The 10,799-nt window shown below is 63.3% G+C and carries 15 protein-coding genes and 1 pseudogene; 13 read left to right on the top strand and 3 right to left on the bottom strand.

Features of this window, described 5'->3' with window-relative positions; genetic code table 11:
- Window positions 1–342: type 2 periplasmic-binding domain-containing protein (locus tag VZ95_RS00340; protein WP_156994914.1), on the top strand; the 342-nt coding region annotated here is incomplete at its 5' end.
- A 24-nt stretch (window positions 343–366) separates the two neighbouring features.
- Here VZ95_RS00340 and VZ95_RS00335 read toward each other — a convergent pair.
- A complete protein-coding gene (locus tag VZ95_RS00335) occupies window positions 367–792 on the bottom strand; it encodes a rhodanese-like domain-containing protein (protein ID WP_045774115.1) in 426 nt (141 codons plus the stop codon).
- 92 nt (window positions 793–884) lie between these two features.
- On the opposite strand from VZ95_RS00335, the gene VZ95_RS00330 reads away from it, so the two are divergent.
- The 4 genes from VZ95_RS00330 to VZ95_RS00320 all read left to right on the top strand — a co-directional run bounded on the left by VZ95_RS00330 (window position 885) and on the right by VZ95_RS00320 (window position 3,054).
- Window positions 885–1,634, top strand: a complete 750-nt coding sequence (locus tag VZ95_RS00330) for a DJ-1/PfpI family protein (RefSeq protein ID WP_232302413.1) — start codon at window positions 885–887, stop codon at window positions 1,632–1,634.
- The gene (locus VZ95_RS26425) at window positions 1,604–1,912 is read left to right on the top strand and encodes a helix-turn-helix domain-containing protein (protein WP_232302412.1); all 309 of its coding nucleotides are present in this window, start codon (window positions 1,604–1,606) and stop codon (window positions 1,910–1,912) included. Before VZ95_RS00330 ends, VZ95_RS26425 begins: the two co-directional genes overlap by 31 nt.
- 119 nt (window positions 1,913–2,031) lie before the next feature.
- Window positions 2,032–2,625, top strand: coding sequence for a biotin transporter BioY (locus VZ95_RS00325; RefSeq protein ID WP_052711344.1), 594 nt, complete (start codon window positions 2,032–2,034; stop codon window positions 2,623–2,625).
- A gap of 9 nt (window positions 2,626–2,634) precedes the next feature.
- Window positions 2,635–3,054: a DUF1284 domain-containing protein gene (locus VZ95_RS00320; protein ID WP_045774114.1), complete on the top strand. Its 420-nt coding sequence runs from the start codon at window positions 2,635–2,637 to the stop codon at window positions 3,052–3,054.
- Window positions 3,055–3,057: 3 nt separating this feature from the next.
- On the opposite strand, the gene VZ95_RS00315 is transcribed toward VZ95_RS00320, so the two are convergent.
- A complete protein-coding gene (locus VZ95_RS00315) occupies window positions 3,058–3,693 on the bottom strand; it encodes a LysE family translocator (RefSeq protein WP_045774113.1) in 636 nt (211 codons plus the stop codon).
- Between the two features lie 113 nt (window positions 3,694–3,806).
- Between VZ95_RS00315 and VZ95_RS24870 the strand changes: the two genes are divergently transcribed.
- A complete protein-coding gene (locus VZ95_RS24870) occupies window positions 3,807–4,202 on the top strand; it encodes a helix-turn-helix transcriptional regulator (RefSeq protein ID WP_198148002.1) in 396 nt (131 codons plus the stop codon).
- Window positions 4,147–4,494, top strand: coding sequence for a helix-turn-helix transcriptional regulator (locus tag VZ95_RS24865; protein WP_198148001.1), 348 nt, complete (start codon window positions 4,147–4,149; stop codon window positions 4,492–4,494). Before VZ95_RS24870 ends, VZ95_RS24865 begins: the two co-directional genes overlap by 56 nt.
- Before the next feature lie 168 nt (window positions 4,495–4,662).
- On the opposite strand, the gene acs is transcribed toward VZ95_RS24865, so the two are convergent.
- A complete protein-coding gene (gene acs, locus VZ95_RS00305; RefSeq protein WP_045774112.1) occupies window positions 4,663–6,600 on the bottom strand; it encodes an acetate--CoA ligase in 1,938 nt (645 codons plus the stop codon).
- Window positions 6,601–6,833: 233 nt separating this feature from the next.
- Here acs and VZ95_RS00300 point away from each other — a divergent pair, with 233 nt between their 5' ends.
- The 6 genes and pseudogenes from VZ95_RS00300 to VZ95_RS28440 all read left to right on the top strand — a co-directional run bounded on the left by VZ95_RS00300 (window position 6,834) and on the right by VZ95_RS28440 (window position 10,789).
- The gene (locus VZ95_RS00300; RefSeq protein WP_045774111.1) at window positions 6,834–7,217 is read left to right on the top strand and encodes a VOC family protein; all 384 of its coding nucleotides are present in this window, start codon (window positions 6,834–6,836) and stop codon (window positions 7,215–7,217) included.
- A gap of 95 nt (window positions 7,218–7,312) precedes the next feature.
- The gene (locus VZ95_RS00295; protein WP_232302411.1) at window positions 7,313–7,840 is read left to right on the top strand and encodes a MarR family winged helix-turn-helix transcriptional regulator; all 528 of its coding nucleotides are present in this window, start codon (window positions 7,313–7,315) and stop codon (window positions 7,838–7,840) included.
- A gap of 139 nt (window positions 7,841–7,979) precedes the next feature.
- Window positions 7,980–8,789, top strand: coding sequence for a hypothetical protein (locus VZ95_RS00290; protein WP_045774110.1), 810 nt, complete (start codon window positions 7,980–7,982; stop codon window positions 8,787–8,789).
- 89 nt (window positions 8,790–8,878) lie between these two features.
- Window positions 8,879–9,784, top strand: coding sequence for a sensor histidine kinase (locus tag VZ95_RS00285; protein ID WP_232302410.1), 906 nt, complete (start codon window positions 8,879–8,881; stop codon window positions 9,782–9,784).
- 85 nt (window positions 9,785–9,869) lie between these two features.
- Window positions 9,870–10,450: pseudogene (hemC, locus tag VZ95_RS28445) on the top strand (hydroxymethylbilane synthase); the annotation flags it as partial.
- Window positions 10,448–10,789 (top strand): hypothetical protein, encoded by a 342-nt coding sequence (locus VZ95_RS28440; protein ID WP_332307955.1) that lies wholly within the window; start codon window positions 10,448–10,450, stop codon window positions 10,787–10,789. The pseudogene hemC and the gene VZ95_RS28440, both read left to right, overlap by 3 nt.
- The last annotated feature ends 10 nt before the right edge of the window (window positions 10,790–10,799 follow it).

Here is a 10,799-nt window from a genome sequence, read left to right as displayed (position 1 = left end):
TGGGAATATGGTGACGATTATGAGACTTTAAAAAAATCACCCCAGTTCTCAGAGTGGGTCGAACTCTCGGTTCGGGACGAGGTGAATTTACGCAAGTTAGAGGCTGGACGGTTAAAGGCCATGTTGGTTGACCTAGCCTCGGCGCATGTTCTCGTTGAGGAACTGAAAATGGGCGGTGCCGTCGAAACTCACCCCCTCATTTTGAGCCAGGCCGATATTCATTTTATGGTCAGCAAGGCAGGCGTGAGCGAGGACATCTATAAACGCCTCAATACTGCCGCCGAAACGATGAAAAAATCGCCCGAGGTTCAGGCGATTTATCGTCAATATAGCAGCCAATAGTCGCGCCTGCGGGGCTGGGAGCGCCTAAAGACTCCCCGCCTCCGCTCCCGTCGCCAGCGGAAACCCTTCATCGGCCCAGCCGGTGAGGCCACCGAGCATGAGTTTTACCTTGCGGCCCAGTTCCGACAGGCGCAGCGCCCCCCGATCCGCGCCATTGCAGTGCGGCCCGGCGCAATAGACGACGAATAGCGTGTCTTTTGGGTAGATCGACAGCCGCTCTTCGGTCATGTCCCGGTAAGGCAGGTTCAGCGCGCCGGGCACATGGCCACGCGCATAGGCCCCCGGCCCGCGCACTTCGAGCAGCACGAAATCCGGGTTGCCTGAACTGAGCGCGGCATGCACATCGGCGCAATCGGTCTCAAAAGCGAGGCGAGCGGCGAAATGGGCGCGGGCGACCGCCGGGTCAGCGGCGGGAATGGCGGCAACGAAGGATGGTTCGGTAGGGGCCATGATCTTTCTCCTGGGGAAGGTTTCGATGCCCCTAAGCTGCCTGGGATTGAGGCGCTTGACGATTGGCCTGAACGCCAACTATCGTCAAAATCATGCCAAAAATTGAAACGCCCGCGCTACCCAATTCAACCGTCGTCGCCCTCGCCTATGAGGGGCTGTGCCTGTTTGAATTCGGCATCGTCGCGGAAGTTTTCGGCCTGTCCCGCCCCGAGATTACCCGGCCCGACTGGTATAAATTCCGCATTGCCGCCGTCGATCCGCTGCCCCTGCGCGCGCAAGGCGGCATGCTGAGCCTCGGCGTCGATGGCGGCTTGGAGTTGCTGGAAGACGCCGGGACGATCCTCATTCCCGGCTGGCGCGGCGTGAACGGCGACGTGCCGGAGGCTCTCTGCGCCGCTTTGCGCGCGGCGGCGGCGCGGGGCGCGCGGATTCTTTCGATCTGCTCGGGCCTCGTCGTGCTGGCCGAAGCGGGCTTGCTGACCGGGCGGCGGGCAACGACCCATTGGCGCTATATCGATCAGGTCGCCGAACGCTTCCCCTGGCTTAGTCTCGATCCCAACGTGCTCTATGTGGACGAGGGGCAAATCCTCACCTCGGCGGGCAGCGCGGCGGGGCTCGATCTGTGTTTGCATCTCGTACGGCGCGATTTTGGCGCGGAGATCGCCAATCTGGTTGCCCGGCGGCTGGTGGTGGCCCCGCACCGGGAGGGCGGGCAAGCGCAGTTCATTCATCAGCCCGTGCCGCCCCGCGCGGGCAGCCTCTTTGCGGCGCTGTTCGAGCGCGTGCAGGCGGAGATTGCGACGATTGGCCCGTGGACCGGCTCGCCGCGACGGCGGGGATGAGCCGCCGTACCTTCCTGCGGCGCTTCCAAGACGCGACCGGCACCACGCCCGCCGAGTGGCTGCTGAGCCTGCGGCTCCACCTCGTCAAAGACCTGCTCGAAACCACCCGCCTTTCGGTGGAAGATATTGCCACGCGCGGCGGCTTCGGCGCAGCGAGCACCTTACGTCATCATTTCCGCCAGCGGCTCGGCATGACGCCCCAGGCCTATCGGCAGCGCTTTTCCGCCGTTTCCGAGGGAATAGATGCGCGTTCCGCCCCCCTTGCTATCGGCGTATAAGTTTCCGTATACGGAAAGATAATCCTCGCCCCCTGCGACGGCGATTCCCTTGCAGGACGGGCGGGAGGCGGCTATCGTCCCCGGCAATAAGAGACTTTTGTCGTGAGGGAACCCGCGTCATGCTGAAATTTTCCGCCACCACCCGCCGCCCGCTGCTGGCCCGGCACCTGTCGAATGCCTCCTGGCTGACCAAGGGCATCGCCATTCTGGTCGGCTCGCTGATCCTGGCGCTGTCGGCGCAAATCTCCGTGCCGATGTATCCGGTGCCGATGACGATGCAGACCTATGCCGTGCTCATCGTTGCCGCCCTCGGCGGTTGGACGATCGGCTTCGGTGCCATCGTCGCCTATCTGCTGGAAGGGGCGGTCGGCCTGCCGGTCTTCGCTCAAGGCTTTTCGACGGCGGCTTTCTTCGGCCCGACCGGCGGCTTCCTGTTCGGCTTCCTGCTGAGCGGCGCGATTGCGGCCTTTGCGGCTGAACGCGGCCTGCTGCGCACTTGGGGCGGCGCGGTTGCAATGCTGACCGTGGCGCATCTTTCGGTCTTCGTGCCGGGCATCGGCGGGCTCGCCGCCTTCCTGTCGCTGGTGAAAGGGATGAGCTTCAACGCGGCCCTAACGACCGCCTTCTTCTCCGGCTTCGTGCCCTTCATCGCCGGGACGGTGCTGAAAACCGGCCTTGCCGTGCTGACGGTGCGCGCTTCCGACCGCAGCTAAGCCCGCCGGGTGATTAATCTTCGCCCGCATCATCTGTTGTGTTTGCTGACCTTCGTGGGGCGAGGCTATTCCGATAGCTTCGCCCTTCGGCTTTTAGGCGTGGTGGAAAGCCTAAAACGTGGCACCCCCGCGCGCCTGATCGCCGGGCCGGATTCGATCTGCGCCGGGTTGCTCGGTTGCCGCAATGACGATGGCCACTGCCGGAACGCGAGCGTTACCCAGCGCGACGAAACCGCGCTCGCCCTGCTGCAACCGTTTTTCGAGGATCGACTGGAACCGGGCGCGGAAATCCCCGATCTGCTCGCCCGTCGCCCGGCCTTACGGGCCGCCTACCGCGAGGGTGCCTTTCACGCCGCCTGTGCCGAATGCCCGTGGCAGGGTTTCTGCCGGGAAATTGCCGAAGGCGGCTATCAAGCGACGGTGTTTTAGCGTTCAAACACCCGCCCAGCCCTGCACGGCGGTATAGGCGGCAATGACCATCAGAAAGACGCCCGCCACGCGCCCGATCCAGATGGTCAGCGCTGGATTGGAGACGATGGCGTCGCGGCTGCGCAGAGCGGCGAGGGCCAAGCCGCCATAGACGATCCCCTGCACCGAAATCGTCATCAGCCCCATCACCAGCCCTTGCGACCAGAGCGGGCCGAAGGCGGGCTTCATGAACTGCGGGAAAATCGCGAAGGTGAATAGCCACGCCTTCGGGTTCAGCAAGCAGGTGGCGAGGGCCTGAAGGAAGATTTTCCGCGATGCGCCCGGCGGCGGTTGATCGACCGAGGTAATCACAATGGAACTGCGCGCCAGCGTATAGCCGATCCAAATCATATAGGCCGATCCGGCCAACAGCATCGGGCCGGAGAGGGAGGGGATGAAGCGGGTTAATCCCGCCACCGCCACCGCGCCGAAGAGCGCATGACACGCACCGCCGAGCATGATCCCGAGGGTAGCTGACACGCCTGCGCGCCGCCCGCCGGTGAGGGCGTTGGCGAGGACAAAGACCATATCCATGCCGGGCACGATGATGATTCCCGTCAGGAGAAGAAAGTAAATCCATAGATTTTCGATATAAGACATGTCAGGAGACTCGCTTGCACGGCGGAAACCCCGCCGATGTTTTGATGTGCTACGACCTGCTATACCGAAGGTCAACTGACAGGCCTGTGTCAGGTGCGATGAGGCTCCCCCCAATGCGCAAAGCCGCCCGACTGTTCGAAATCATTCAGATTCTGAAGCTGGCAAAAGCGCCGGTGACGGGCGCACAAATCGCCGCCCGGCTGGAAGTCACCCTACGCTCGATTTATCGGGATATTGCGGCGCTGCAAGCCATGCGCGTACCCATCGAGGGCGAACGCGGCATCGGCTATATCCTGCGCCCCGGTTTCGATCTGCCGCCGCTGATGTTCACCATCGAGGAAACCGAAGCCGTGGTGCTCGGCATGGCGCTGATCGACCGCACCGCCGATGCCGCCCTGAAGCAAGCGGCCAAAACGCGTGCTCGCCAAAATCGCCGCCGCCGTGCCGCCGCCCTTGCGCGATTCGCTCGCCCCGCGCACGCTCCACGCCTGGGGCAGCGTCGCCCCTGAAGGGCTCGATTTAGGCTTGGTGCGCGCCGCCATTCGGGCCGAAGAGAAACTGTCGCTCGACTATCGCGACGAACAGGGCCGCGCGACGCAGCGCATCATCCAGCCCATCGCCCTGATTTATTATTCGGAAACCGCGACCATCGTCGGCTGGTGCGAACTCCGCCACGCCCTGCGCAATTTCCGCGCCGACCGCGTGGCAGAATGCCAGCCGACCGGCACCTATTTTCAAGGCGAGGGCGACCGGCTGCGCAGCCTGTGGATGGAAGGATGGTCGCGGGCGGCGAGTCCTTAATTCCGAGAGGACTATTCGTCCTCTCGGGCTCTCCTAACCAGGGCCGACGGCCCTGGACGGTAATCATTAATTTTCCCATCCAATAGATCGGTAGGATCCAGAAAATGGGATTACCAAGGGGCAAGCCCCTTGGTTGGGGTGTCGGGGCAAAGCCCTGACCTTTTAAGACTACCCGCGATTCATCCGGTGTTCGACCAGATCCGTCACCACGCCCGGATCGGCCAGCGTCGAGGTATCGCCGAGCGCGTCGTGTTCGTTCGCGGCGATTTTGCGCAGGATGCGGCGCATGATTTTGCCGGAGCGGGTTTTCGGCAGGCCGGGCGACCATTGGATGAGGTCGGGCGAGGCGATGGGGCCGATTTCCTTGCGAACCCAGGCGACCAGTTCCTTGCGCAGCTCTTCGGTCGGCTCTTCGCCGCTGTTGAGCGTTACGTAGGCGTAGATGCCCTGGCCCTTCAGATCGTGCGGATAGCCGACGACGGCGGCTTCGGCGACTTTCGGATGCGCGACCAGGGCGCTTTCGACTTCCGCCGTGCCCATGCGGTGCCCCGAGACGTTGATAACGTCGTCGACGCGGCCGGTGATCCAATAATAGCCATCCTCGTCGCGGCGCGCGCCGTCGCCGGTGAAATATTTCCCCGGAAAGGTCGAGAAATAAGTTTCGACGAAACGCTTATGGTCGCCATAGACCGAGCGGGCTTGGCCCGGCCAGCTTTCGGTAATGCAGAGGTTGCCGTCGGTCGCGCCAGTGAGGATTTCGCCTTCGTTATCGACCAGCGCGGGGACGACGCCGAAGAAGGGCAGCGTCGCCGAGCCGGGCTTAGTGGCAATCGCGCCGGGCAGCGGGCTAATCAGAATCCCGCCGGTTTCGGTCTGCCACCAAGTATCGACAATCGGGCAGCGTTCGTCGCCGACGACGCGGTTATACCAGAGCCAGGCTTCCGGATTGATCGGCTCGCCGACCGACCCGAGGATACGCAACGACGCGCGGCTGGTCTTTTTCACCGGCTCCTCGCCCTCGCGCATTAGCGCGCGGATCGCGGTCGGGGCCGTGTAGAAGATATTGACGTTATACTTATCGATGACCTGCCAGAAGCGCGACACGTCCGGATAGTTCGGCACGCCCTCGAACATCAGCGTCGTCGCGCCATTAGCGAGCGGGCCGTAAACGATATAGGAATGGCCCGTGACCCAGCCCACATCGGCGGTGCACCAATACACCTCACCGTCGCGGTAATCGAACACGAGCTTGTGGGTGAGCGCGGCATAGGAGAGATAGCCACCGCTGGTGTGCAGCACGCCCTTGGGTTTGCCGGTCGATCCCGATGTGTAGAGAATGAACAGCGGGTCTTCCGCATTCACTTCTTCCGGCGGGCAGTCGGCGGAGACCTTCGCGGTTTCCTCGTGGTACCAAAGGTCGCGGCCCGCCACCATCGGCACGGCCCCGCCGGTGCGCTTGACCACCAGGACGGTTTTAACGTCGGGGCAGGTTTTCAGCGCTTCATCGGCGTTCTTTTTCAGCGGGACCTTTTTGCCGCCGCGCAGGCCTTCATCCGCCGTGATAATCACCGTGCTCGCGCAATCCTGCACGCGGTTCGCCAACGAATCCGGCGAGAAGCCGCCGAAGACGACCGAATGGATCGCGCCGATGCGGGCACAGGCGAGCATTGCATAGGCCGCTTCCGGGATCATCGGCAGGTAGATCGTTACCCGATCGCCCTTTTTGACGCCCTGGGCTTTCAGCACATTGGCGAGGCGCGAGACCGCTTCATGGGCCTCGCGGTAGGTAATTTTCTTGCTCTCGTCCGGCGAATCGCCTTCCCAGATGATCGCCACTTGATCGCCGCGCGTCGCCAAATGCCGATCCAGGCAATTGGCCGAGACGTTCAGCGTGCCGTCGCCAAACCAACGAATGCGGGCATTGTCGGAAAAATCGACGTCGCGCACTTCGGTGAACGGCTTCATCCAGGTGATATTCTGGCCGTACTCGCGCCAAAAACCGTCCGGGTCTTGCACCGAACGCTCATAGAGGCTGCGATAGCTGGCTTCGGTCACTTGGGCTTTGGCGGCAATCGCCTCGGGTACGGGGAACAGCGTCTGGCTCATCGTCGAATTTCCTCTCCATGATCCTCTGGGCCGGGAGCGTGCCGCTCGCACCAGCCGATCTCGCCTCTTAATTGGGCGAGTGCCGCCACTCTAGCGCAATCGGAGGCGTTTGGGGTGCCGCGCGAAATGCCGCGCCTGGAAGATTTCCGGTAGATTCTGCATCGAAATCGCTTTATGTTCCTTTTTTGTTCGATTTTGTTTGAATTCCCACGCACCCTTCGAAGGAGGCTGAGATGACGGCGTATATTACCCTAGGGGCCAATGATTGCGGCCAGTCGAATGCGTTTTACGATGCGGTTCTGCCAACAATCGGCTGGGCACAACACGCCGAGTTTCCGGGGTGGCGCGCCTATTCCGAAGCAGGACGCGGCGACGGGCTGACGCTCTGGGTCGCAAAGCCGTTTAATCAGGCGGCGGCAACTGCGGGCAACGGAACGATGGTCGGCTTTATGGTTACCTCCCACGCGGAGGTGGATGCTTTCCATGCGGCGATATTGGCGAACGGCGGCCAGGATGAAGGGGCTCCCGGTTTCCGCCCGCAGTATGGCCCCACGTGGTATGCGGCCTATGGGCGCGATCCGGTCGGCAATAAGCTTGCGGTCGTCTGCAACCAATAGCGGGTTCCGAAGGCGGGATTAATTACAGACGATCGTTGCTTGAGGTGCCGCGCTCGGCTCGGATAAGCTGCGCGCAGTTTTCCGGGAGCCACCCCATGCCGCAGCCGCCTGATCCGCCCGCGCCCGACCCAACCTCCGCGACGGGGCACTGTTTCGCCCTGCCGGTGGATCGGAGCCGTCTGATGCAACACCCGGCGGCCACTGCAACGGAGGCCTATGTTCTCGAAGCCCAAGTCGGCCATTTGCTGCGCCGGGCGCACCAACGCCATGTGTCGCTGTTCACTCAGATTTTCGGCGTCGATGGGCCGACCCCGATGCAATATGCGGCCTTGGTAAAAATCGGCGAGATGGGCGAGGTCAGTCAGAATCTCCTCGGGAGGCTGGTGGCGATGGACCCGGCGACCAGCCAGGGCGTCATCAAACGGCTGACCGAGCAGGGGCTGGTCAGCCGCAAGGACGATCCGCACGACCGCCGCCGCGCGCTCTTGAGCCTGACCGACGCGGGGCACAGCCTAATCGAAACCCAGATTCCCTTAGGCCGGGTCGCGAGTGCGGAAACCTTGGCCCCCTTGTTGCCGGAGGAGCGCGGCCAGCTTCTCGCTCTGCTGAGCAAACTGGCGTGAGCTGCCCGCCGATGGTATCCACCTGCCGCAAAAGGATAGCATTTGAGCATTTCCTAACAGGTTCTTAAGACTCCTCGCCTAGTCTTAACGCCTGATCGTAGGGGGAACCGCCCTTCTCCCTACATCGCAGGAGTAGGATGTGCTCACCTTTATTGGGAATGACGGCGACCGAGTGCTGCTGCTCATAGTCTTTGTGATGCTGTGGCTCGCATGCGCGTGCGCATTGGAGTTCGGCGGGCTAGCCCAGCGCACGGCGGGCTGGACCCGTGCGCGCGCGATTCTGTGGGGGGCGCTGGCGCTGACCATCGGCATCATGGTCGGTCAAACGTTAGCCGCCCTGCCTGCCCTGCTCGGCGGTCAAGTTCCCGCGCTGAACAAGCTGATTTTCGGCATCGGCGGCGGAGCCGCGATTTTCGCGGGCGCGGCCAATGCTTTTTATTTGATGAGCCGCCCCGGCTTAACCGTTGCCTGTATTTTAAAAGCCAGCCTATCGCTCTCCGTGGGGCAAGCGATTACCTCGCTGCTCGTGCTCTACCAGCTTATGCCATTGCAGATGATCCATCTGGATTGGGGGTTGATGGTGGCAGGGGCGATGATGGCCCTCGCGACGACCACGGGTACGTTCGCCCTGACCACCACCGCCCTGGGCCGACTCAATCGGCTTTTTGCTGCCGCTCTGCTGACAATCGGGCTGGTCGGTAGCCGGTTCTTGACCATCATCGGCACCAGTGGCCTGCCGCTCAGCGAGGCGGTTTCGAAAAAACGACCGCATTCCCGTCTTCAGTCTCGGTTTGCACGCAACGCCCGCCGTGGTCATGATCGGCGTGGTGACGATTATCGGCGTTCTGGTTGGGTTGATGGCGCTGATGCTCGTCACTCGGCCCTGGCGCGCCAACCGCGACCGGCTGCGCGTCCACCGCGCGCAGGATCTCCGGCGGCAAGTGCATGAGGCCGAAACCCTCCGCTTAACCCTGGAAGACCGGCTAGCCGATATGACCCGCCAGCGCGATCTTGCTTTGGCCGACCGGGCGCGCATGCTTGGCTCCGTTCAGGCGACCCAGGCAAGCCTCAATCAAGAAATCGCCCGCCGCCGCCAAAATTCTCGACGAACACCGCCAGTTGCTCGACCGTCAGGCCCAGCAGCACGGGAATTTCGTGACGACCACCGTTCATGAAACCCGCCACCTCGTGCAAGCAGTGCTGGCAGATACGACGCGCCTGATGGACCCGATCCGTAACGATCTTTCCCTCGAACAGCGGCGCTTACTGACACGCATGGGCGATACCAGCGACCAACTGCTCGGATTGCTCTGCACGCTTTCGGATTTTGGCCGTCTGCAAGGCCCCGCCCCCACGCTGCCGCTGCGCGCCTTGCCGCTGGGCGAGATGATCGGGCGGTTGCGGTCAACGCTCGATCCCGTCGCCCGGCAGGCCGGGCTGACGATCGACTGGCCGAAGGACGCGGCCCTAACCGGCCGGAGCCTATTGACCGACAGCGAGCGCCTCTATCAAGTCATGGCCGAACTCATTCGCAATGGGCTGCGCTTCAACCGCGCCGGTGGCGCGGTGAGCGTTGCCGTCGAATATCTGCCTACGCCGGATGGTAGCGCCGATGGGGCACGCCTGCGGCTCGTTGTCGCCGATACCGGCGTCGGCATCGGCCCGGATTTGGCCCCGGACCTGTTTTCTCCCTTCGCCCGCCGCCCGGCAACCATGCCGTTAGGGCCGACGCTGGGGGCCGGCCTCGGGCTCGCCATTGCGCAACGCTTGGCCCAAAGCCTGAAGAGTTCCATCGTTTTTGCCAGCGAACCCGGTATCGGATCGCGCTTTTGGCTCGATATTACCGCTGTCGACGCCAGCATTGTGGGTCGTGTTCCGCCCACCGCCCCCCCGGCGACCGCGCGGGACTATCCGCAGGATTTTGCCCTTAAAGCGGCACAATGACGCGGCGCGCCGGGCTGAAAGCTGCATCACGCATGCCGCATCCCCTTGAGCCAAGCGCGCGCCTGGACTAGAACCACCCCCAATCATGACCGTCCTTCTTCGCATCGGCACGCGCGGCAGCCCGCTCGCGCTCGCCCAAGCCACCCTGGTTCGCACCGCCTTGGCCGCCGCTCACCCCGAGTTGGCGGCACCGGGCGCGATTGCCATCGAGGTCATCAAAACCACCGGCGATCTGGTGCAAGACCGCAATCTTGCCGAAATCGGCGGCAAGGGCCTCTTCACCAAGGAAATCGAAGAGGCGCTGGCCGAAGGCCGTATCGACCTTGCCGTGCATTCGATGAAGGACGTTCCGACCCTTCTGCCCGACGGTCTTGCGATCACGACGATCCTGGAGCGGGACGATCCGCGCGATGCGCTCATCGGCCCCTATGCGGCGTTGGCCGATCTGCCGCCGGGAGCCACCGTCGGCACCTCCTCCCTGCGGCGCGGCGCGCAGGTGCTGCACGCGCGCCCCGATGTTAAAATCGTGCCTTCCGGGGTAATGTCGAAACGCGCCTGCGTAAGATTCGCGAAGGTCAGGTCGCCGCCACGCTGCTGGCCGCCGCCGGGCTGAACCGCCTGAAGCTCGCGGGCGAGGCGGCAGCGGTTCTCGACTATGACGTGATGCTGCCCGCCGTCGCCCAAGGTGCGATCGGCATCGAAGCCCGGCTAGGCGATGCGCGCACCGCCGCCTTTCTGGCCCCGCTCGATCATGGCGAAACCCATCTCTGCGTCCGCGCCGAACGGGCTTTATTGGCAACGCTCGACGGAAACTGTCGAACCCCCATTGGCGGTTACGCACGACTGGTTCATGATGGGGGCATGATCCAGCTTATGCTCGATGGCCTGCTAATTTCCCCCGATGGTCGCGCGCGGTTCCGGGAGCGCCAAAGCGCGCCGCCGGACCAGGCGGAAGCCTTGGGACGTGCAGTCGGCGCAGCGTTGCTGGCAGCGCAGCGCGCGTAAGGGCGCGCCC

It is taken from the genome of Elstera litoralis, assembly GCF_000963705.1.
GTDB lineage: Bacteria > Pseudomonadota > Alphaproteobacteria > Elsterales > Elsteraceae > Elstera > Elstera litoralis.
This window is presented reverse-complemented; position numbering and strand designations above follow the sequence as displayed.

Bases quoted from the DNA above. Each gene is read 5' to 3' on its own strand.
- VZ95_RS00335 (WP_045774115.1), bottom strand. From the start codon at position 792: ATGGCCCCTACCGAACCATCCTTCGTTGCCGCCATTCCCGCCGCTGAC.
- VZ95_RS00330 (WP_232302413.1), top strand. From the start codon at position 885: ATGCCAAAAATTGAAACGCCCGCGCTACCCAATTCAACCGTCGTCGCC.
- VZ95_RS00325 (WP_052711344.1), top strand. From the start codon at position 2,032: ATGCTGAAATTTTCCGCCACCACCCGCCGCCCGCTGCTGGCCCGGCAC.
- VZ95_RS00315 (WP_045774113.1), bottom strand. From the start codon at position 3,693: ATGTCTTATATCGAAAATCTATGGATTTACTTTCTTCTCCTGACGGGA.
- VZ95_RS24870 (WP_198148002.1), top strand. From the start codon at position 3,807: ATGCGCAAAGCCGCCCGACTGTTCGAAATCATTCAGATTCTGAAGCTG.
- acs (WP_045774112.1), bottom strand. From the start codon at position 6,600: ATGAGCCAGACGCTGTTCCCCGTACCCGAGGCGATTGCCGCCAAAGCC.
- VZ95_RS00300 (WP_045774111.1), top strand. From the start codon at position 6,834: ATGACGGCGTATATTACCCTAGGGGCCAATGATTGCGGCCAGTCGAAT.
- VZ95_RS00295 (WP_232302411.1), top strand. From the start codon at position 7,313: ATGCCGCAGCCGCCTGATCCGCCCGCGCCCGACCCAACCTCCGCGACG.
- VZ95_RS28440 (WP_332307955.1), top strand. From the start codon at position 10,448: ATGCTGCCCGCCGTCGCCCAAGGTGCGATCGGCATCGAAGCCCGGCTA.